At 67.4% G+C, this 19627-nt stretch carries 20 protein-coding genes; 15 read left to right on the top strand and 5 right to left on the bottom strand.

What is annotated here, in order from left to right:
• The first annotated feature begins 169 nt into the window (after positions 1–169).
• The 8 genes from urtA (at position 170) to GFK26_RS26710 (ending at position 7332) form a co-directional block, all read left to right on the top strand.
• Positions 170–1438: an urea ABC transporter substrate-binding protein gene (gene urtA, locus GFK26_RS26745; protein ID WP_056582156.1), complete on the top strand. Its 1269-nt coding sequence runs from the start codon at positions 170–172 to the stop codon at positions 1436–1438.
• A 77-nt stretch (positions 1439–1515) separates the two neighbouring features.
• Positions 1516–2430 (top strand): urea ABC transporter permease subunit UrtB, encoded by a 915-nt coding sequence (gene urtB, locus GFK26_RS26740; protein ID WP_153284613.1) that lies wholly within the window; start codon positions 1516–1518, stop codon positions 2428–2430.
• Positions 2431–2461: 31 nt separating this feature from the next.
• Complete coding sequence (gene urtC, locus GFK26_RS26735) at positions 2462–3658, top strand: urea ABC transporter permease subunit UrtC (protein WP_153284612.1); 1197 nt, start codon at positions 2462–2464, stop codon at positions 3656–3658.
• A gap of 22 nt (positions 3659–3680) precedes the next feature.
• Positions 3681–4424 carry an urea ABC transporter ATP-binding protein UrtD gene (gene urtD, locus GFK26_RS26730; RefSeq protein WP_153284611.1) on the top strand — a complete coding sequence of 248 codons (744 nt, stop codon included), beginning with the start codon at positions 3681–3683 and terminating at the stop codon, positions 4422–4424.
• A gap of 15 nt (positions 4425–4439) precedes the next feature.
• On the top strand, positions 4440–5129 hold the full coding sequence (gene urtE / locus GFK26_RS26725; RefSeq protein WP_099797509.1) for an urea ABC transporter ATP-binding subunit UrtE: 690 nt from the start codon (positions 4440–4442) through the stop codon (positions 5127–5129).
• Positions 5130–5153: 24 nt separating this feature from the next.
• Positions 5154–6386: a formamidase gene (gene fmdA / locus GFK26_RS26720; protein ID WP_013541972.1), complete on the top strand. Its 1233-nt coding sequence runs from the start codon at positions 5154–5156 to the stop codon at positions 6384–6386.
• 19 nt (positions 6387–6405) lie between these two features.
• Positions 6406–6750: a zinc ribbon domain-containing protein gene (locus tag GFK26_RS26715; protein ID WP_153284610.1), complete on the top strand. Its 345-nt coding sequence runs from the start codon at positions 6406–6408 to the stop codon at positions 6748–6750.
• A gap of 231 nt (positions 6751–6981) precedes the next feature.
• Positions 6982–7332 carry an alpha/beta hydrolase gene (locus GFK26_RS26710; RefSeq protein ID WP_153284609.1) on the top strand — a complete coding sequence of 117 codons (351 nt, stop codon included), beginning with the start codon at positions 6982–6984 and terminating at the stop codon, positions 7330–7332.
• Positions 7333–7393: 61 nt separating this feature from the next.
• Here GFK26_RS26710 and GFK26_RS26705 read toward each other — a convergent pair whose 3' ends face one another.
• Genes GFK26_RS26705 through GFK26_RS26690 form a run of 4 tightly spaced genes read right to left on the bottom strand, consistent with a single transcriptional unit; the run spans position 7394 to position 11232 of the window.
• Positions 7394–8518: an NAD(P)/FAD-dependent oxidoreductase gene (locus GFK26_RS26705; RefSeq protein ID WP_153284608.1), complete on the bottom strand. Its 1125-nt coding sequence runs from the start codon at positions 8516–8518 to the stop codon at positions 7394–7396.
• Between the two features lie 5 nt (positions 8519–8523).
• Entirely contained in the window at positions 8524–9501 is a 978-nt protein-coding gene (locus tag GFK26_RS26700; RefSeq protein WP_153284607.1) for a Bug family tripartite tricarboxylate transporter substrate binding protein, read from the bottom strand.
• Between the two features lie 40 nt (positions 9502–9541).
• The gene (locus tag GFK26_RS26695; RefSeq protein ID WP_153284606.1) at positions 9542–10234 is read right to left on the bottom strand and encodes an RraA family protein; all 693 of its coding nucleotides are present in this window, start codon (positions 10232–10234) and stop codon (positions 9542–9544) included.
• A complete protein-coding gene (locus GFK26_RS26690; protein ID WP_153284605.1) occupies positions 10231–11232 on the bottom strand; it encodes a hydroxyacid dehydrogenase in 1002 nt (333 codons plus the stop codon). The genes GFK26_RS26695 and GFK26_RS26690 overlap by 4 nt, the downstream gene beginning before the upstream one ends.
• Before the next feature lie 104 nt (positions 11233–11336).
• On the opposite strand from GFK26_RS26690, the gene GFK26_RS26685 reads away from it, so the two are divergent.
• Together GFK26_RS26685 and GFK26_RS26680 are read left to right on the top strand one after the other, a co-directional pair.
• The gene (locus GFK26_RS26685) at positions 11337–12302 is read left to right on the top strand and encodes a LysR family transcriptional regulator (protein ID WP_153284604.1); all 966 of its coding nucleotides are present in this window, start codon (positions 11337–11339) and stop codon (positions 12300–12302) included.
• Between the two features lie 10 nt (positions 12303–12312).
• The gene (locus GFK26_RS26680) at positions 12313–13233 is read left to right on the top strand and encodes a MurR/RpiR family transcriptional regulator (protein WP_194273960.1); all 921 of its coding nucleotides are present in this window, start codon (positions 12313–12315) and stop codon (positions 13231–13233) included.
• On the opposite strand, the gene GFK26_RS26675 is transcribed toward GFK26_RS26680, so the two are convergent.
• Positions 13170–14039: an HAD-IIA family hydrolase gene (locus GFK26_RS26675; RefSeq protein ID WP_153284603.1), complete on the bottom strand. Its 870-nt coding sequence runs from the start codon at positions 14037–14039 to the stop codon at positions 13170–13172. The two genes, GFK26_RS26680 and GFK26_RS26675, sit on opposite strands and share 64 nt — an antisense overlap.
• 186 nt (positions 14040–14225) lie before the next feature.
• Here GFK26_RS26675 and GFK26_RS26670 point away from each other — a divergent pair, with 186 nt between their 5' ends.
• The 5 genes from GFK26_RS26670 to GFK26_RS26650 all read left to right on the top strand — a co-directional run bounded on the left by GFK26_RS26670 (position 14226) and on the right by GFK26_RS26650 (position 19624).
• The gene (locus tag GFK26_RS26670) at positions 14226–15161 is read left to right on the top strand and encodes a phosphate/phosphite/phosphonate ABC transporter substrate-binding protein (RefSeq protein WP_153284602.1); all 936 of its coding nucleotides are present in this window, start codon (positions 14226–14228) and stop codon (positions 15159–15161) included.
• Positions 15162–15169: 8 nt separating this feature from the next.
• On the top strand, positions 15170–15970 hold the full coding sequence (gene phnC, locus GFK26_RS26665; protein WP_153284601.1) for a phosphonate ABC transporter ATP-binding protein: 801 nt from the start codon (positions 15170–15172) through the stop codon (positions 15968–15970).
• Positions 15967–16965, top strand: coding sequence for a phosphonate ABC transporter, permease protein PhnE (phnE, locus tag GFK26_RS26660; RefSeq protein WP_153284600.1), 999 nt, complete (start codon positions 15967–15969; stop codon positions 16963–16965). Before phnC ends, phnE begins: the two co-directional genes overlap by 4 nt.
• 145 nt (positions 16966–17110) lie before the next feature.
• Entirely contained in the window at positions 17111–17302 is a 192-nt protein-coding gene (locus tag GFK26_RS26655; RefSeq protein ID WP_153284599.1) for a hypothetical protein, read from the top strand.
• A 66-nt stretch (positions 17303–17368) separates the two neighbouring features.
• Positions 17369–19624, top strand: a complete 2256-nt coding sequence (locus tag GFK26_RS26650) for a phosphocholine-specific phospholipase C (RefSeq protein WP_153284598.1) — start codon at positions 17369–17371, stop codon at positions 19622–19624.
• The last annotated feature ends 3 nt before the right edge of the window (positions 19625–19627 follow it).

Genomic DNA, 19627 nt, shown 5'->3' with positions numbered 1-19627 from the left:
GGCTCGGGAGTCTGCGGGTGGAGCGGGGCACCGCCGCTACGTTGAATGACGTATTCGCGCAGAGGCAAGTGATTTCTAAAGTACCAGCCATGGTGCTAGCGGCACCGTCCGATGCACTGCGATGGTGCGCGGCTCTCCCTTCTTTCTTTCAACCTGCCTGGAGTTCCTGATGTCGCGTGATTCCGACCCTTCCTCTCTCGATGCCATGGCACTGCGCCGCCGCCGTCTGCTGCAGGGCGCCGCCGCGCTGCCCGTGATGGGCCTGAGCGGCCTGAGCTTCGGCCAGGGGCAGTTCCCCACGGCCAAGGTCAACACCACCAAGCTCGCGGTGACCGACACCGAAGTCACGGTGGGCCAGCTGCATTCGTCCACCGGCACCATGGCCATCTCGGAGACCGGCTCCATCCAGGCCGAGCAACTGGCCATTGACCAGATCAACGCGATGGGCGGCATCCTCGGTCGCAAGATCAAGGTCATCAAGGAAGACGGCGCCTCCGACTGGCCGACCTTCGCCGAGAAGTCGAAGAAGCTGCTGGTCAACGACAAGGTCGCCGCCGTGTTCGGCTGCTGGACCAGCGCCTCGCGCAAGGCCGTGCTGCCGGTGTTCGAGAAAGAGAACGGCCTCTTGTACTACCCGACCTTCTACGAAGGCCTGGAGCAGAGCAAGAACGTGATCTACACGGGGCAAGAGGCCACGCAGCAGATCATCTGGGGCCTGGACTGGGGCGCGAAGGAGAAGAAGGCCAAGACCTTCTTCCTGGTCGGCTCCGATTACATCTGGCCGCGTACCTCCATGAAGATCGCGCGCAAGCACATCGAGAATTTCCAGAAGGGGTCGGTCAAGGGCGAGGAGTACTACCCGCTGGGCCACACCAACTTCAACTCGCTGATCAACAAGATCAAGGTCGCCAAGCCCGACTGCATCTTCGCGGCGGTGGTGGGCGGCTCCAACGTGGCCTTCTACAAGCAGCTCAAGGCCGCGGGCATCACCGGCGACAAGCAGTTCCTGCTGACGCTGGCCGTGACCGAAGACGAAATGACCGGCGTGGGCGGAGAGAACTTCGCGGGCTTCTACTCGTCGATGAAGTACTTCCAGTCGCTCGACAACGAGAACAACAAGAAGTTCGTGGCCGCCTTCAAGGCCAAGTACGGCAAGGATGCGGTCATCGGCGACGTGACGCAGGCGGGCTACCTCGGCCCGTGGCTGTGGAAGGCCGCGGTGGAGAAGGCGGGCAGCTTCGACATCGACAAGGTCGTGGCCGGTTCGCCGGGCATCGAGCTGAAGACGGCGCCCGAAGGCTACGTGAAGCTGGATGCGAACCACCATTTGTGGAGCAAGGCGCGCATCGGGCAGGGGCAGCTGGATGGCAGCTTCAAGGTCGTTGCCGAATCGGCTGAACTGATCAAGCCTGATCCGTTCCCGAAGGGCTACCAGTAAACCGGCCGTAGGCCCTCACCCCAACCCTCTCCCGCGTGCGGGAGAGGGAGCAAATCCAACTCTCCGGAACTTCCGCCATGACTTTGTCGGACATGATGAACATCGGCCTGATGCAGGGCTTCGCGGGGCTGAGCCTCTTCGCGGTGCTGCTGCTCATGGGCCTCGGGCTCGCGATCATCTTCGGGCAGATGGGCGTGATCAACATGGCGCATGGCGAGTTCATGACCATCGGCGCCTACTCGATCTTCCTGGCCGCGCAGGTGACCGAGCGCCTGGCGCCCTCGTTCATGCCGTACTACTTCCCGATCGCCATCGGGCTGGCCTTCGTGTTCGCCTTCATCGCGGGCTGGCTCGTGGAATGGGCGCTGATCCGCCATCTGTACAAGCGACCGCTCGATACGCTGCTCGCCACCTGGGGCGTGAGCCTGGGCCTGCAGCAGATTTTTCGCACCTTCATCGGCCCGAAGGAAGTGAGCCCCACGCTGCCCGAGTGGCTCATGGGTTCGTGGACGCCGCATGAAGGCCTCGACATTCCGATCAACGGCCTCTTCGTGCTGGCGCTCACCGCGCTGGCCACGGGCGGTGTGCTCATCGCCTTGCACAAGAGCCGCTGGGGCCTGCGGGTGCGCGCCACCGTGGCCAACCGCACGATGGCCAACGCCACCGGCATCGACACCCAGAAGACCGACCGCCTCACCTTCGCCATCGGCTGCGGCATTGCCGGCGTGGCGGGCGCGGCCTTCACCACCATCGGCTCGACCGGGCCGACCTCGGGCTCGCTGTACATCGTCGACGCCTTCCTGGTCGTCACCTTCGGCGGCGCGGCCAGCTTGCTGGGCACCGTGGTCTCGGCCTTCGGCATTGCGCAGACGCAGTCGATCTCGGAGTTCTTCATGACCGGCTCGATGGCGAAAGTGCTGACGCTGTCGCTGATCGTGCTGATCCTGATGATGCGGCCGCAAGGGTTGTTCGCGCTCAAGGTGCGTCGTTGATGAACCCGATTTCTTCTTGGAGAACGTTCCGATGAATTTCATCAAGGCCTCGATCCAGCGCTACCAGCTCGGCAGCCTCCTGCTGCTGGTGCTGCTGCTCGCGGTGGTGCTGCCGCTGTCGCTCGACATCTTCCGCCTCAACCTCGTGGGCAAGTACCTCACCTACGCTTTCGTGGCCGTGGGCCTCGTCATGGTGTGGGGCTACGGCGGCGTGCTGAGCCTGGGGCAGGGCGTGTTCTTCGGCATCGGCGGCTATGCGATGGCGATGTTCCTCAAGCTCGAAGCCTCCGACCCCATCACCACCAAGATCCAGTCGACGCCCGGCATCCCGGACTTCATGGACTGGAACCAGATCACCGAGCTGCCCGCGCTGTGGCTGCCGTTCAAGAGCCTGCCGCTGAGCCTGGCGCTGGTGGTGCTCGCGCCGATGGCGCTGGCCTGGCTCGTGAGCTTCGCGATGTTCAAGCGCCGCGTAGGCGGCGTGTACTTCGCGATCATCACGCAGGCGGTGGCGCTGATCTGCACCGTGCTCATCATCGGCCAGCAGGGCTACACGGGCGGCGTGAACGGCATGACCGACCTGAAGACGATGCTCGGCTGGGACACTCGCACCGACAGCGCCAAGTACATCCTCTACTACGTCTGCGTGGGCCTGCTGGTGCTGAGCATCCTGCTGTGCCGCTGGGTGCAGACCAGCAAGCTGGGCACGCTGCTGCTGGCGATGCGCGACAAGGAAGACCGCGTGCGCTTCTCGGGCTACGACGTGTCGAACTTCAAGGTCTTCACCTTCTGCCTGGCGGCCGGGCTCTCGGGCATCGGCGGCGCGATGTTCGCGCTGCAGGTGGGCTTCATGTCGCCGAGCTTCGTGGGCATCGTGCCCTCGATCGAGATGGTGATCTTCTGCGCCGTCGGCGGCCGCATGAGCCTGGTGGGCGCGGTGTACGGCGCGCTGCTGGTCAATGCGGGCAAGACGCTGTTCTCCGAAAGCTTTCCCGACCTGTGGCTCTTCCTGATGGCCGCGCTCTTCATCGGCGTGACCATGGCCTTCCCGATGGGCCTGGCGGGCCTGTGGGAAGACACGATCAAGCCGTGGTGGGCCTCGCGTCGCCAGGCCCTGCGCGACGCCGCGGTGAAGCCGCCGACCGCCGCCGTGTCGGCCCCTTCCCCTGTCGCCACGCCGCAGGCCGAACCCGCCTTGCCCGACGGCATCGGCCGCCAGCGCGCCTGATCGAAACCGGAGCCCCCACCCCATGAGCAACACCGACTTCGCGCTCGCCGTGGAAGACCTCACCGTCTCCTTCGACGGCTTCAAGGCCATCGACGACCTGACGCTGTACATCGACAAGAACGAGCTGCGCGTGATCATCGGCCCCAACGGCGCCGGCAAGACCACGCTGCTCGACCTGATCTGCGGCAAGACGCGCGCCAGCGCCGGCAGCATCAAGTTCAAGAACACCGAACTCACGAAGATGGCCGAGCACAAGCGCGTGCGGCTGGGCATCGGCCGCAAGTTCCAGACGCCGTCGATCTACGAGAACCTCAGCGTGTTCCAGAACCTGGAGGTGTCGTTCCCCAAAGGCCGCTCGGTGTTCGGCGCGCTGGCTTTCAAGTGCGACGACGAGGTCAAGTCGAAGGTGCAGGCCGTGGCCGAAGACATCGGCCTGGCCGACAAGCTGCGCACCGAAGCGGGCCTCTTGAGCCACGGCCAGAAGCAGTGGCTCGAAATCGGCATGCTGCTGATGCAGGAGCCCGAGCTGCTGATGCTCGACGAGCCCATCGCCGGCATGAGCGCGCGAGAACGCGAACTCACGGCCGACCTGCTCAAGCGCATCTGCCAGAACCGCGCCGTGATCGTCATCGAACACGACATGGCCTTCGTCAAGCAGATCGCGCACAAGGTCACCGTGATGCACCAGGGAAAGATCCTCGCCGAAGGGCCGATGGAGAAGGTGCAGGCCGATCCGAAAGTCATCGACGTCTACCTGGGGCACTGAACCATGAGCACCATCATGCTGAAGGTCGAAGACCTGCACGTTGCCTACGGCCAGAGCGAGGCCTTGCACGGCCTCTCGTTCGAAGGCCATGCGAACGAAACCATCGCCATCATGGGCCGCAACGGCATGGGCAAGACCACGCTGTTCAAGAGCCTCATGGGCATCCTGCCGCTGAAGAGCGGGCGCATCGAAGTGGCGGGGCAGGACGTGTCGCGCGACGAGAGCTTCAGGCGCGTGGCCAAGGGCATCGCCTATGTGCCGCAGGGCCGGATGATTTTCCCGACGCTGACCGTCGAAGAGAACATCCAGACCGGTCTGGAGAACTCGAAGACCCGGCGCATCCCCGAAGAAATCTACGCGCTGTTCCCCGTGCTGTGGGACATGAAGAGCCGCAAGGGCGGCAACCTCTCGGGCGGCCAGCAACAACAGCTCGCCATTGCGCGCGCGCTCGTCACCGACCCCAAGGTGCTGCTGCTCGATGAGCCCACCGAAGGCATCCAGCCTTCGATCATCAAGGACATCGCGAAGGCGCTCAACGAGATCCGCAAGCTGCGCGGCATCACCATCGTCGTGTCCGAACAGGTGCTGAGCTTCGCGATGGACGTGGCCGACCGGCTCTTCGTGATCGAAGGCGGCCGGCTCGTGCACGAGACCGCGCGCGACAAGACCGATGTGGAACACATCAAAGCCTATCTCTCTGTCTAACCACAACCCCAGGAGCCACTGCACATGACGGACACGCTGATCAAGGTCGACCTGACCCAATCGCCCACGGAGAACGAGAACATCCACAACCGCTGGCACCCGGACATTCCGATGGCCTGCTGGGTCAACCCGGGTGACGACTTCATCCTCGAGACCTTCGACTGGACCGGCGGCTTCATCAAGAACAACGACAGCGCCGACGATGTGCGCGACATCGACCTGAGCACGGTGCACTACCTCTCGGGTCCCGTGGGCGTGAAGGGCGCGGAGCCCGGTGACCTGCTGGTGGTCGACCTGCTCGACATCGGCGCCAAGCAAGACAGCCTGTGGGGCTTCAACGGCTTCTTCTCGAAGAAGAACGGCGGCGGCTTTCTCACCGATCACTTTCCCGAAGCGCAGAAATCGATCTGGGACTTCAAGGGCATGTTCACGAGCTCGCGCCACATCCCGGGCGTGAACTTCGCGGGCCTGATCCACCCCGGCCTCATTGGCTGCCTGCCCGACAAGCCCATGCTCGACATGTGGAACGAGCGCGAAGGCAAGCTCATCGCGACCGACCCGGACCGCGTGCCAGGCCTCGCGAACCCGCCGTTCGCCGGCACCGCCCACATGGGCAAGATGACCGGCGAAGCACGCGCCAAGGCAGCCGCAGAGGGCGCCCGCACCGTGCCGCCGCGCGAGCACGGCGGCAACTGCGACATCAAGGACCTGTCGCGCGGCTCGAAGGTGTTCTTCCCCGTGTACGTCGATGGCGCGGGCCTCAGCGTCGGCGACCTGCACTTCAGCCAGGGCGATGGCGAGATCACCTTCTGCGGCGCCATCGAGATGGCCGGCTGGGTGCACATGAAGGTCACGCTCATCAAGGGCGGGATGGCCAAGTACGGCATCAAGAACCCGATCTTCAAGCCCAGCCCGATCACGCCGCAGTACAACGACTACCTGATCTTCGAAGGCATTTCGGTCGACGAGAGCGGCAAGCAGCACTACCTCGACGTGAACGTGGCCTACCGCCAGGCCTGCCTGAACGCCATCGAGTACCTGAAGAAGTTCGGCTACTCGGGCGCGCAGGCCTATTCGATTCTGGGCACGGCGCCCGTGCAGGGCCACATCAGCGGCGTGGTCGACGTGCCCAACTCGTGCGCCACGCTGTGGCTGCCCACGGGCATCTTCGACTTCGACATCAACCCGAACGCCTCGGGCCCGGTGAAGTTCATCGACGGCAGCATCGACATGCCGCTGTCGCACGACCTGCGCTGAAGAAGAGAAGGCCCCACGCATGCCGACCTACGACTACGCCTGCGGGCAGTGCGGTGGCTTCGAATCGCTGCGGCCTTCGGGCCAGCGCGACGAGCCCGCTGCATGCCCCGACTGCGGCACGGCCTCGCCGCGCGTGTTCACCGCCGCGCCACGCCTGGCGCTGATGGCCGCCGACACGCGCCACGCGATGGCCACCAACGAACGCGCGCGGCACGAGCCGTCGAGCTCGCGCGACTATGCGCGGCTGCGGCATCCGTCGGGCTGCGGTTGCTGCTCGGGATCGTCGCGCCGCGGTGCCACGCAGACGGCGCCGAACGGTGCGAAATCGGCCCCGTCACGGCGGCCCTGGATGATCTCGCACTGAGGCTTCGGCGTGCATTCCTTGCATGCGCCACGCGCATGCAAGGAATGCCCATGACGAGAACTTTCTCGTGCGTTCCCTCTGGAGGACAGGGTTCCGGCCGTCGCATTGCATGCGCGGGCGACGCGTGATTGTTTCAATCCCGTGAACGCCGCGATTCCTTTTGCTGCCGTTTTTTTGGGCGCTTCAGGTTCAAACTTCATCCCATCGACACACCACCTGAAGGAGATTGAAATGAATGCCTCGAAGACCCTCGCCGCCGTTGCCCTCTCGCTGCTGGCTGCTGCCGGTGCCCACGCTGAAACCTATGACGGCGTGCACACCGTGAACTCGACGCTCTCGCGTTCGGAAGTCGCGTCGCAAGCCGTGGCCGCCGCCCGCGCCGGCAACGAATACAGCGATGCCGCCAGCGCCGGCGCACAGACCTTCACCTCAACCGCCGACCGTTCGACGATCCGCGCTGAAGCCGTCGCCAAGGCCCACGACCCGCTCGCCAGCCTCGACCGCCGCGCGTTCTACCGCGACGAAGTGCCGGCTGCTTACAAGAAGCCCAGCGTGTCGTTCACGCGCCAGGCTGGCCTGTAATTGGGCGACCACAGTCCCTTCGGGGGCTGACACGAACGAACGGGCCCTCGGGCCCGTTTTTTCATGCCTGCATCTTCGCCACCAGGTCTGCAACGTGCTCGCCCAGCGTGAGCGACGCCGTCAGCCCCGGCGACTCGATGCCGAACAGATTCACCAGCCCCGCGATGCCGTGGTCGCGCGGCGTCTGAATCACGAAATCCGTCGCCGTGTTGTGCATCGACGAGCCCGGGCCCGCCAGCCGCGGGCGGATGCCGGTGTAGCCCGGCTGCAACTCACCGTCCTGCAAAGCGGGGTAATAGCGGCGCACCGACTGGTAGAAGGCCGCCTCGCGCGAGGCGTCGAAGCTGTAGTCGATGCCGTCGCGCCAGCTCAGGTCGGGCCCGAACTTGCATTGGCCGCCGAGGTCGAGCGTCACGTGAGCGCGCAAGGCGCCTTCGCGTCCGGTCGGGTACACGAGATGGCGGAAGGGCGATTTGCGCGCGAGCGAGAAGTAATGGCCGATCGCGTAGTACAGCGGCGGCACCAGCCCGGCCGGAATGCCGTCGATCCGCGAGGCCACCTGCTGCGCACCCAACCCCGCCGCGTTTACCACCGTGTTGCACAGCACGCTGGTTGCTTCCGCGCCGCCCACCTCGACCACGAGGCCGTCCACCGTAGGCTTCACGGCCAGCACGCGACTTTGCAGCGCCAGCGAGGCACCCGCACGTTCCGCGTCGCCGAGGTACGACAGCATCAGCGCATGGCTGTCGACGATGCCCGTCGAGGGCGAGTGCAGCGCGCCGACGCAGGCGACTTCGGGCTCCATGTCGCGCGCTTCGGCAGCGCCGAGGATGCGCAGGTCGGTCACGCCGTGGGCCGCGCCGAGCGCGATGTACTTGTCGAGTTCGGGCAGCTCCGCGTCCTGCACCGCCACGATGAGCTTGCCGATGCGTTGGTGGCCGATGCCGCGTTCGGCGCAGTAGGCGTACAGCGCGGCCTTGCCCGCCACGCACAGCCGGCCCTTGAGCGAGCCGGGCGCATACGAGATGCCCGCGTGGATCACCTCCGAATTGCGCGCGCTGGTGTGCGTGCCGATGGCGTGTTCGGCCTCGAGGATCACCACCTCACGCCCGGCCAGGGCGAGCGATCGCGCAATGGCCAGGCCCACCACGCCGGCGCCGATCACGACGCAGTCGATCGGGTCCATGCGGCTCAGTCCAGCTTGATGCCGGATTCGCGGATCAGCGCGCCCCACTTGGCGTGCTCGGCGCGGATGTAGGCATCGAACTGCTGCGGCGTGCCGCTGGCGGGCACGCTGCCTTCCTGCGCGAGCTTGTCCTGCACGTCCTTGCGCGCCACGGTCTTCACCACCGCGGCGTTGATGCGGTTGACCACATCGGTGGGCAGGCCTGCCGGCCCGACGAGGCCGACCCAGGTCGTGGCTTCGAAGCCCGCGAAACCCTGTTCGGCCACGGTGGGCACGTTCGGCAGCGCGGGCAGGCGCTTGGCCGAGGTGACAGCCAGCGCGCGGGCGCGGCCGTTCGACAGCTGCGACATCACCGACACGCTGCTGCCGAAGTACAGCGCGATCTGCCCGCTGATCAGGTCGTTCATGGCCGGGCCTGCGCCCTTGTAGGGCACCTGCATGACCTTGATGCCCGCGCGGCGCGCCAGCATTTCGCCGGCCAGGTGCCCCACGGTGCCGTTGCCGGCCTGCGCGATGCTGAACTCGCCCGGCTTCGCCTTCGCGGCCTTGATGAAGTCGGCCAGCGTGCGCAGCGGCGAGTCGGCGCGCACGGCGAGCACGACGGGTTGCGAGGCCACTTCGGCGATGGGCGAAAAATCTTTCAGCGCCTCGAAGGGCATCTTCGAATAGAGCCAGGGGTTGATCGTGAGGTTCGAGGTCTGCCCCATGCCGATCGTGTAGCCGTCGGGCGTGGCCTTGGCCACGGCATCGAGGCCGATGTTGCCGGCCGCGCCGGGCTTGTTGTCGACGACGACGGTCCAGCGCTCGAGCGAAGTGAGGCGCTCCGCAATCAGGCGCGAGGTCGCGTCGGTGCCGCCGCCGGGCGTGAAAGGGACGATCAGCTTCACGGGGCGCTGCGGCCAGTCGCCTTGGGCGTAGGCCATGCCCGCCGCTTGGGCGAGGGATGCGAAGGCGGTGGTCTGCAAAAAGTCTCTACGGTTCATGTCTTGTCTCCTGGGGGTTCTTGTGTTTTCGTGGCCGCGCTCAGACCGGCAGGCCCTTGGCGCGCAGCACGGCGTCGAAGCGCTCGGGGTCGGCGGTGCCGGTGCGGTTGGTTTCGCGGATCTTGGCTTCGCGGGCCAGGTGGGCCCGCGTCTTGGCGAGCACATCGGCCGCTTCGGCGGCCGGCACGGCGATGACGCCGTCGGCGTCGCCCACCACGAGGTCGCCCGGCATCACGACCAGGCCCGCGCACGAGACCGGCACGTTCACCTCGCCGGGGCCGTCCTTGCTCGGGCCGCGGTGCGTGTGGCCGCGCGCGAAGATCGGCATGCCGTCTTCGGCCCACTCGCACAGGTCGCGCACCGCGCCGTCGATGACGAGGCCTCCCAGCTGGCGCGCGATGCAGGTCGTGCGCATGAGGCCGCCGACCAGCGCCTGCGTGACGTCGCCGCCGCCGTCGATCACGAGCACGTCGCCCGGCGCGACCATCATCAGCGCCTTGTGGATCATCAGGTTGTCGCCGGGCCGCACGCGCACGGTGACGGCAGGGCCGCACAGCACGGTGTCGAGCCGCGCGTGGTACTGGCGCAGGCCGACGGTGCCGACGTTGCGGCTCATCGCATCGCCGATGGCGGCGACGGGCAGCGTGCGGAAGGCGTCGACGAGGGCGGCGTCGGGGCCGGGCGCGCGCGGGTTGATGCGGTAGCCGGGCGGCCAGGAGAGCGGGGCGGTCATGCGGTGGTTCCGTGCAGAAGGGGGGAAGACAGGACCTGCGGGTTCACGCAAGCCGAAGGATCGACCGGGCGGCCTTGCAGCCAGCCCAGCACGTTGCGCGCGGCGCCGCTGGCCATGCCCGCGAGCGCCGCGGGCGTGGAGCCGCCGACATGCGGCGTGAGCACCACGTTGGGCAGGGCGGCCAGCGGGCTGCCGGCGGGCAGGGGTTCGTCGGCCATGGTGTCGAGGCCGGCCGCGTGCAGCTGGCCGCTTTGCAGCGCGGCGATGAGCGCGGGCTCGTCGATCACTTCGCCGCGCGCCGTGTTGACGACGATCGCGCCGCGCGGCAGTGCCGCAAGCTGCGCGGCGCCGAGCATCTGGCGCGTGTGGCGGTTGAGCGGCACGTGCAGGCTGAGCACATCGCTCAGCGGCAGCAGCGCATCGAACGAAGGCAGCAGCCGCACACCGGCCACCGGGCTCGGGCCGTTGCCGAGCGCCGGGTCGAACGCGGCCACCTGCATGCCGAGCGCGAGGCCCACCCGGGCCACGCGCTGGCCGATCTGGCCGAAGCCGACCAGGCCCAGCGTCTTGCCGTGCAACTCCACGCCGTCCTGCGCGCGCGACCAGCGGCCGTCGTGCAGTTCGCGGTCCATCCAGCCGATGCGGCGGGCGGCGGCGAGCATCAGGCCGAGCGTCATTTCGGCGACCGACTGTGCGTTGGCGCCGGGCGTGACATAGACCGGAATGCCGCGCGCGGTGGCGGCCTCGACGTCGATGTTGCTCACGCCCACGCCGTGCTTGGAGATCACTTTGAGCGTGGGGCACGAAGCGATGGCGCGGGCCGACAGCTGCACGGTGCGCGAGATGACGGCGTCGATGGGCTTGCTCGCCATCACGCGCTCGACTTCTTCAACGCTGTCTGCGTTCGCAAGGTAGATGACGCGGGCGCCGGCTTCGGCAAGAAGGTCGGCGCCGGCGGTGGCAAGCCGTGGCGCAGTGACCAGGACGGTGGGGTTCATGGAGAGAGAAGGTCGTTCGAGGGTCGGTATGGGCTGGATTGTGGAAATCGCCATTCATTCCGTCCAATCGATAATGTTCATTCAACGATTCCTCGGAGCTATGAATGGACATCCAGCTGCGCGACCTGAAATATTTCGAGGTGGTCGCCGACACCGGCCACCTGGGCCAGGCCGCCGACAAGCTGGGCCGCACCCAGCCCGCGCTGACCAAGGCGGTGCAGCGGCTCGAGGAAGCCTTCGGCAGCGCGCTGTTCGAGCGCAAGGGCCGGGGCATCCAGCTCACGGCGGTGGGCGAGGTGCTGTTGGCGCGCGCCCGGCTGCTGCGCGGCGCCACCGAAGAGGCGCTGCGCGAGGTGAGCGATTTCGCCAAGGGCAACGCGGGCCACGTGCGCATCGGCAGCGGGCCCATCGCGGCCGACCACGTGCTGCCCGAGGTGTGCAACCTGCTGCTGGCCGAGGCCGGCGACACGCGCATCGACATCACGGTCGCGCCCAGCATGGCGCTGCGCGAGCGGCTGCGCGAAGGCGCCATCGATCTCTTGATCGGCCTCATGCCCGAGCACGACCCGGCCTTTGTCACGCACTCCATCGTCGAGGACGTGGTGGTGGTCGCCGCCAGCCCGCAGCACCCGGTGTTCGACCTGCCGAAGATCACGATGAAGTCGCTGCTGCAATGGCGCTGGGTGCTGCCCGCCGACCCCATTCCCAGCCGCCAGTGGCTCGATGCCGCGTTTCAGTCGCGCGGGCTGCCGCTGCCCGCGGTGCAGGTCAACGCGAACTCGATCCCGCTGCTGCCGCGCCTCATCTCGCGCTCCGACATGCTGAGCTTTCTGTCGCGCCACACGCTCGGCGCGGCCGGGCGCGAAGGCACGTTGCGCGAGGTGCCGCTCAAGGAGACCACGCTGCGCCGCCACCTGGGCGTCACGTACCGCAAGGAGGGCTACCTGTCGCCGGCGGCGCGGCGCCTTGTGACCTTGCTGCGCAGTGAGGGGGCGCAGCTCTTTTCGTCGGCGCTGGCGGGCCAGGCACCGGCGGCCACGCGGCACAAAAGCGCCATCGGGCGCGGGTAAGCTTGTGGCCATGAAGCGCAACAGCACCTCCCGACCCGCCAGCACCAAGGCCAACGGCGCACCGCTGCCCGAGGTGCCCGACGGTCAGGTCTCGGCGGTGCTGGCGCGCATCGAGACCCTGTGGTCGTCGCTGGGCCCCGTGGGCCAGCGCATCGCCGACTTCATCGTGAAGAACCCGCGTGAGGTGGTTCACATGTCGGTGAGCGAGGTGGCCGAGCGCACGGGTTCGAGCGAAGGCAGCATCGTCGGCCTGTGCAAGAACCTCGGCGCCACGGGCTTCCAGCAGGTCAAGATCGCGCTGGCGCAGGAACTGGTGCGGCCGGTGGATTTCATCCACGAAGACCTCGACCCGCAGGACAAGGCCGACGCCGTCATCCGCAAGATCTTCCAGAGCAACGTGCAGACGTTGCACGACACGCAGTCGATGCTCGACGCGAAGGCGATGGAGCGCGCGGTGCGGCTGTTTCGCAAGGCCGAGCGCATCGAGATCTACGGCATCGGCAGCTCGGCCACCATCGCCGAAGACGCGCACTACCGCATGCTGCGCATCGGCCTGAATGCCAAGGTGGTGGTCGACTCGCACGTGCAGGCCATCAGCGCCTCGCTCACCAATGCGAAGACGGCGGTGCTCACCATTTCGCATTCGGGCAGCACGCACGAGACCGTGATGGCCACGCGGCTCGCCAAGGAGGCGGGCGCGGCCACGGTGTGCATCACCAACTTCGGCAAGTCGCCGATCCAGGCCTTTGCCGACGTGCTGCTGTTCACCATGGCACGCGAGACCAACTTCCGCACCGAGGCGATGACGAGCCGGCTGGCGCAGCTGGCGATCATCGACGTGCTGATCGCCTGCCTGGCGCTCTCGGACTACGACACCTCGGTGCGCACGCTGCGCCAGACCTTCGACGTGCTCTCGGTCAAGCGATACTGAGGCGCGGGTTCCACTGCTTCTGAGACGGGCGGCGCCAGCAGCCCCGCCACCGTGGGCGCCACCGCACCCGGCGATTCACCCACCAGCACACAGGCCAGGCCGAGCCGCGCGGCGCCTTCGCCGTCGGTCAGTGGGTTGTCACCGACCACCACCGTGCCCTCGGCGCTCGCACCGAGGCAGCGCAGGCCTTCCTCGAACAGCAGCGGTGCGGGCTTGCCGACCACGCGCCACGGCTGCACGCCGCTGGCCGCAACCACGGCCGCGAGCAGTGCGCCGGTCTCGGGCACCACGCGGCCCTGCGGGCCCGGGTGTGTGGCGTCGGCGTTGGTCACCATCAGCTTCGCGCCGCGCCGCAGTTCGTTCGCGATGACCGACAGGCGCGCGTGGCTGAAGTGCATGTCGAGCGCGAGCAGCACAAAGTCGGCGTCGGCGGGCACCAGCCGGCAGCCCTGCGCGCGCGCATAGCGCTGCAAGGCAGGGCTCGCGGCCAGCAGCACGCGCGCCTGCGGATGCTGCTGCGCCAGCTGGCGCACCGCGAGTTCGCCGGCCAGCACGATGCGTTCGGGCGGCACGCGCAGGCCCAGCTTGCGCAGCCGCACCGACAGGCCCTGCGCGGTGTGCGTGGAGTTGTTGGACACGATGGCGTAGCGGTCGTGAAAGTGCGCGAGCAGACGGGCCGCGCCGTCGATCGCCTCCTGCTGGCGCACCAGCGTGCCGTCGAGGTCGACCAGCAGGTGGCGGGCCTGCGCCAGCGCATGGATGCCGCTTCCGTTCGTGGTCCCTGGTGTCGTGTGATGCGTGCTCATGAATCTCTGGTGGTGGGGCCGTTCGGGGGCTCGGCCATGGCGGCGGATTCTATTGAATATTGCTCAGTGATATTTGTATTTTGAAATGAGCTTATTTCATTTTCCTGTCATCTGCGGCTCCTAAAGTTCTCTTCATCGAGGCGTTGCAACCGCACGCCCATCGCTTTCCAAACGAAGGAACCGACCATGAAAAAGCTCCTGGCCCTTGCGGCTGCCGCCTTCTCGCTGACCGCCGCGCTGCCGCTGGCCGCGCAGGCCCAATCGGTGGCCGACGGCTCGCGTGAGCGGCCGCTGCGTGTGCTGCTGATCCCGGCCGACGGCGGCACCGAGTCGGGCACCAAGGCCGACTACGCGCCGGTGTTCAACGCCATCACGCGCAGCACCGGCCTGAACTTCGACCTCAAGGTCGGCCAGTCGTACGGCGCGGTGGTCGAGGGCATGTGCAACCAGCTGGCCGACATCGCCTTCTTCGGCCCCGTGTCGTATGTGCAGGCGAACAAGCGCGGCTGCGCGCAGCTGCTGGCCGTGGGCGTGGAGAAGGGCGCCTCGGTGTACTACGCCGGCATGTTCGCCAAGGCCAACGCGCCCATCGCGTCGGTCAAGGACCTCAAGGGCAAGCGCGTGGCCTTCGGCGACGTCAACTCGGCCTCGAGCTTTACCTTCCAGGTCGCGATGCTGCTCGACGCCGGCATGGACCCGGCGAAAGACCTCGGCGCCATCCGCATGACCGGCAGCCATGCGAGCAGCCTGGCTGCGCTGGTGCAGGACCAGGTCGACGTGGCCTCGCTCTCTTTCGACTCCTACGAGAAGGCCGTGAAGCAGGGCGTGGTCGATCCGAAGACGGTGAAGGTGGTGGCGCGCAGCATGGCCATTCCGTACCCGCCGCTGGCGCTCAACTCGAAACTGCCCGAGCCGCTGAAGGCGAAGCTGAAGGACGCGTTCCAGACCGTGAACAAAGCCCCCGGCGTCACGCCCGACATGATCCGCGGCTACGGCGGCGGCAAGATCGACGGCTACGACACCAAGTTCTCCGAAGCCGAGTTCAACGTGGCTGCCGAAAAGCTCGGCCTGCTGACCGACGAACTCAAGGGCCGCATCCTCGCCAAGTCCGCCGAGCGTTGAGCGCCGCCATGCTGAATTTCGAATCGGTCGCCATGCACTACGCCGACGGCACGCGCGCGCTCGACGGCGTGTCGCTGCAGGTGCCGACGGGGCAGTTCTGCGTGGTGCTGGGCGCCTCGGGCGCGGGCAAGTCGACGCTGCTGCGCATGGCCAACGGGCTGGTCAAGCCCACGCAGGGCTCGGTGCAGGTCGAGGGCGTGCAGATTGCCGCGAGTTCGCTGGCCCGCATCCGCCCGCGCATCGGCATGATCCACCAGCAGTTCAACCTGGTGCTGCGTTCCACCGTGGCCGACAACGTGCTGGCCGGCGCGCTGCCCGCGGTGCCGACGGGGCGCGCGCTGCTCGGTTTGTTCTCCGATGCGCAGCGCGCCAAGGCCTGCGCGCTGATCGAATCGGTCGGCCTGCAGGAGCAGCACCTGCTGCGCCGCGTGAGTGAACTCTCGGGCGGCCAGCAGCAGCGCGTGGGCATTGCGCGCGCCTTCATGCTCGAGCCGCCGCTGGTGCTGGCCGACGAGCCCGTGGCCAGCCTCGATCCGCAGACCAGCCACGACGTGCTGTCGCTGCTGCGCACGCAGGCGCGCGAGCGCGGCACCACCGTGCTGTGCAGCCTGCACCAGATCGAGTTGGCCTGTGAATTCGCCGACCGCATCGTCGCGTTGCGCCACGGCGCGGTGGTGTTCGACGGCGCACCCGCAGCCTTCGACCCGAAGGTGTTCGATGCGGTCTACGGCCGCACGCCGGCACCCGTGCGGCCGGCGCCCGAAGCGCCGCTGCCGCTGCACACCGGCACGCTGGAGCTGGTGCCATGAGCCGGCCCGCATCCGCCTGGGACCTGCCGCGCCCCTTCGGCGCCCGCAGCCTCGCCGTGCTGCTGTTCGTGGTGGTGGTCGGCTTCTTCGCCGGCCAGCGCGTGGAGATGGGCCGCATGCTGTCGCTCACGGGCGAGGGCGTGCTCGCGGCCGTGGGCCTGCGCGACCAGTCGCAGGTGCTGTCGGGCCTGGGCACCATCGCGCGCTCGCTGTTTCCGCCGCAGGTGTCGGAGCGCACCGAGGTGTCGCGCATCGAGGGCTTCGACCGCGAGCGGCTGCCGTGGTTCTCGCATGTCGAGATGGAGGAATCGCGGCAGCCCAAGCTCAACCCGCAGACGCTGCAGATGGAGGAGGTGATCGACCGGCGCGAGGTGCTGGTCGAGCCCTTCGGCTACCTCTGGCATGTGGCGGTGAAGATGCTCGAGACCTTCGAGATCGCCATCTGGGCGACGCTGCTGGCCATGGTGCTGAGCGCGCCGCTGGCCTGGTGCAGTGCGAAGAACTACACGCCGAACCGCGCCGTCTACATACTGGCGCGCAGCGCGGTCGGCATGTTCCGCGCGGTGCCCGAGCTGGTGAGCGCGCTGTTCCTGGTGCTCGCCTACGGCTTCGGCCCCATCGCCGGCGTGCTCGCGCTCGCACTGCACTCGGCGGGCTTCCTCGGCAAGTTCTACGCGGAAGACATCGAGACCGCCGACGACAAGCCGCAGGAGGCGCTGCGTGCCATCGGCGCCAACAAGTTGAAGGTGATGCGCTTCGCGGTGCTGCCGCAGGTGATGCCGCAGTTCATTGCCTACACGCTGTACATCCTCGACCGCAACGTGCGCATGGCCACCGTGGTGGGGCTGGTGGGCGCGGGCGGCATCGGCCAGGAGCTGAAGGGCCGCTACGACATGTACAACTACGCGCACGTCGGAACGATCCTGATCGCGATCTTCCTCACGGTGCTCGTGCTCGACAGGGTCGCAGCCCGGCTGCGCAGCCGCTATGCCTGAGCGCTGACACCCACTTATCCGCCCGTTCGGGCACCCGAGTTCATTCCGTTTCTTCCGTTCCGGTGCAAGCCCTTCGAGGCCTGCACGGCCCGGCTTCGCCTTGCTTTTCCTCCCACGCCCCTTCGATCCAGAAAAGGACACCTTCATGACCCAACGTTCTTCCCGGTATGGCCTCGCTGCGGCGGGCTTTCTCCTGTGCCTGAGCCTCGCCGCGTGCGGCGGCGGAAGCGGTGGTGGCGGCGGTCTGCCGGTGCTGCCACCCACCGGCACCACGCCCCCGACCACCACACCGGAGCAGCCCGGCCAGCCGACGCCGGCGCTGACGTGCGCGCCCTGAGCCGCGCAGCCTTCATCGACACGCCTCCCACTTCTTCTGTTCTGTCCTCGCGTTGAAAGACTCCCCATGAACCCCACCAACCGTCGCGATTTCTTCCGCAAGTCGGCCGGCGCCGTCGGCGCGGCCTCGGCCCTCACGATGCTGCCGCCCACGATCCGCAAGGCGCTCGCCGCCGACGCCGCCGTCGACACCGGCACCATCAAGGACATCAAGCACATCGTGATCCTGATGCAGGAGAACCGCAGCTTCGATCACTACTTCGGCACGCTGCGTGGCGTGCGCGGTTTCGGCGACCGCTTTCCGATTCCGCTGGCCAACGGCAAATCGGTGTACTTCCAATCGAACCCGGCCGGCGGCGCGGAGATTCCGCCGTTCCGCCGCGACTCGACGATTGCCAATGCGCTGATCGGCTCGGGCACGCCGCACAACTTTCCCGACCAGCAAGCCGCATGGAACCAGGGAAAGATGGACCGCTGGATCCAGTTCAAGAACCAGGCGACCATGGGCTACTACCTGCGCGAAGACATTCCGTTCCAGTTCGCGCTGGCCGATGCCTTCACGGTGTGCGACAGCTACCACTGCTCCATCCTCACCGGCACCGACCCCAACCGCATCGTGTTTTTCTCTGGCTCCAACTTCAATCCCGAACTGCGCAAGAAGGGCATCAACAGCACCGACACCGACTCCGAACCCATCAACTCGCGCTGCTGGCCCAAGCCATCCAACTGGGTGGCGGGCCGCCCGCAGGAGGCCGACGGCTCCGGCCAGAAAGACCCGATCACGGGCGACTACAACTACAAGTACGTCAACAGCGCCTTCAAGTGGGACACGCTGCCCGACGTGCTGCAGAAGAAGGGCGTCAGCTGGCACATCTACCAGAACATGAACAACAACTGGACGGGCGCCATGCACGGCGGCCTGGCCTTCGAGAGCTTCCGCACCGCGCAGCCGGGCTCCCCGATCTATGAACACGGCCTCACGGGCGGCCCCAACGCGGCCGACGGCGCCACCAACTTCCTGGCCCAGCTCAAGCAGGACGTGATGAACGGCTCCCTGCCGGAGGTCTCGTGGGTGCTGCCCACGCAGGCGCTGGCCGAGCACCCCGGCAGCAGCGAAGGCACGGCCGGCGCGGCCGACTTCATCGCCGACGTGCTGGACGCGCTCACCTCGAACCCTGCGGTGTGGAGCAAGACCGCGCTGTTCGTGACCTTCGATGAGAACGACGGCTTCTTCGACCACCTGGCCATGCCGGCCGTGCCCTCGTACGACGCCAACGGCACGCTCATGGGCAAGTCGACCGTGCCGCTGGACGGCGAGTACTTCGACGCCTCGGTGGGCAGCTACCTGGCCGCCGCCGACAACACCACCACCGGCAAGATCCGCCCCTGGGGCCTGAGCTCGCGCGTGCCGATGTACGTGGTGTCGCCGTGGAGCAAGGGCGGCTGGGTCAACTCGCAGGTGTTCGACCACACCTCGGTCGGCCGCTTCCTCGAGCAGCGTTTCGACATCACGGTGGACGCGATCAGCCCGTGGCACCGCGCCGTGTGCGGCGACCTCACCACCTGCTTCGACTTCGTGCACCCGAACGACCCCATCGTTCCCACGCTGCCAGACACCAGCAACTTCCCCGCGATCAATACCGAGCAGCGCCGCCTGGCCAACACGGGCGTCATCACCAAGGCACCGGCCACGCCGCAGCCGCTGTACCAGGAGACCGGCACGCGCTTCTCGCGCGCGCTGCCTTACGAGCTGCACACCAGCGCACGCGTCGAGCCGCGCGGCCTCGTGCAGCTGGTGTTCGCGAACTCCGGCACGCAGGGCGCCGTGTTCCACGTGTACGACAAGCTGCACCTGGACCGCATTCCGCGCCGCTACACCGTCGAGGCCGGCAAGCAGCTCGCCGACTACTGGAACACCGGCGCAAGCGACAGCGGCAAGTACGACCTGTGGGTCTACAGCACCAACGGCTATGTGCGCAGCTTCCAGGGTGACGCGCTGGCCCTGGACACCGCCGCCTTCAAGCCCGAGGTGCAGGTCTGCTACGAGCCGGTCGACGGGCAGGTCTACCTGAAGGTGCACAACACGGGCAAGGCGGCCGGCAAGGTCACCGTGACGGCCAACGCCTACCGCGCCGACGGCCCCTGGACGCTCGAGGTCGCACCGGGCGCGACCGGCATGCTGCACTGGAGCCTGGACAAGAGCGGCTACTGGTACGACTTCACCGTCGCCGCCGAGCACACCGAGCGCCGCTTCGCGGGCCGTGTCGAAACCGGCAAGCCCGGCGTGAGCGATCCGGCCATGGCCCTGCACCTGAAGGGCTGATCG

Source organism: Variovorax paradoxus (genome assembly GCF_009498455.1).
Taxonomy (GTDB): Bacteria; Pseudomonadota; Gammaproteobacteria; order Burkholderiales; family Burkholderiaceae_C; genus Variovorax; species Variovorax paradoxus_H.
Note: the sequence above shows the minus strand (reverse complement) of the source record. Positions and strands in the feature narration are given on the sequence as shown.

What these genes read in the sequence shown, in the direction of transcription:
- GFK26_RS26705 (WP_153284608.1), bottom strand. Translation starts at nt 8,518, where the DNA reads ATGGACCCGATCGACTGCGTCGTGATCGGCGCCGGCGTGGTGGGCCTG.
- GFK26_RS26680 (WP_194273960.1), top strand. Translation starts at nt 12,313, where the DNA reads ATGAAGCGCAACAGCACCTCCCGACCCGCCAGCACCAAGGCCAACGGC.
- GFK26_RS26685 (WP_153284604.1), top strand. Translation starts at nt 11,337, where the DNA reads ATGGACATCCAGCTGCGCGACCTGAAATATTTCGAGGTGGTCGCCGAC.
- urtD (WP_153284611.1), top strand. Translation starts at nt 3,681, where the DNA reads ATGAGCAACACCGACTTCGCGCTCGCCGTGGAAGACCTCACCGTCTCC.
- urtC (WP_153284612.1), top strand. Translation starts at nt 2,462, where the DNA reads ATGAATTTCATCAAGGCCTCGATCCAGCGCTACCAGCTCGGCAGCCTC.
- phnC (WP_153284601.1), top strand. Translation starts at nt 15,170, where the DNA reads ATGCTGAATTTCGAATCGGTCGCCATGCACTACGCCGACGGCACGCGC.
- fmdA (WP_013541972.1), top strand. Translation starts at nt 5,154, where the DNA reads ATGACGGACACGCTGATCAAGGTCGACCTGACCCAATCGCCCACGGAG.
- GFK26_RS26695 (WP_153284606.1), bottom strand. Translation starts at nt 10,234, where the DNA reads ATGACCGCCCCGCTCTCCTGGCCGCCCGGCTACCGCATCAACCCGCGC.
- GFK26_RS26655 (WP_153284599.1), top strand. Translation starts at nt 17,111, where the DNA reads ATGACCCAACGTTCTTCCCGGTATGGCCTCGCTGCGGCGGGCTTTCTC.
- urtB (WP_153284613.1), top strand. Translation starts at nt 1,516, where the DNA reads ATGACTTTGTCGGACATGATGAACATCGGCCTGATGCAGGGCTTCGCG.
- GFK26_RS26690 (WP_153284605.1), bottom strand. Translation starts at nt 11,232, where the DNA reads ATGAACCCCACCGTCCTGGTCACTGCGCCACGGCTTGCCACCGCCGGC.
- GFK26_RS26700 (WP_153284607.1), bottom strand. Translation starts at nt 9,501, where the DNA reads ATGAACCGTAGAGACTTTTTGCAGACCACCGCCTTCGCATCCCTCGCC.
- GFK26_RS26675 (WP_153284603.1), bottom strand. Translation starts at nt 14,039, where the DNA reads ATGAGCACGCATCACACGACACCAGGGACCACGAACGGAAGCGGCATC.
- urtA (WP_056582156.1), top strand. Translation starts at nt 170, where the DNA reads ATGTCGCGTGATTCCGACCCTTCCTCTCTCGATGCCATGGCACTGCGC.
- phnE (WP_153284600.1), top strand. Translation starts at nt 15,967, where the DNA reads ATGAGCCGGCCCGCATCCGCCTGGGACCTGCCGCGCCCCTTCGGCGCC.
- GFK26_RS26650 (WP_153284598.1), top strand. Translation starts at nt 17,369, where the DNA reads ATGAACCCCACCAACCGTCGCGATTTCTTCCGCAAGTCGGCCGGCGCC.
- GFK26_RS26710 (WP_153284609.1), top strand. Translation starts at nt 6,982, where the DNA reads ATGAATGCCTCGAAGACCCTCGCCGCCGTTGCCCTCTCGCTGCTGGCT.
- GFK26_RS26715 (WP_153284610.1), top strand. Translation starts at nt 6,406, where the DNA reads ATGCCGACCTACGACTACGCCTGCGGGCAGTGCGGTGGCTTCGAATCG.
- GFK26_RS26670 (WP_153284602.1), top strand. Translation starts at nt 14,226, where the DNA reads ATGAAAAAGCTCCTGGCCCTTGCGGCTGCCGCCTTCTCGCTGACCGCC.
- urtE (WP_099797509.1), top strand. Translation starts at nt 4,440, where the DNA reads ATGCTGAAGGTCGAAGACCTGCACGTTGCCTACGGCCAGAGCGAGGCC.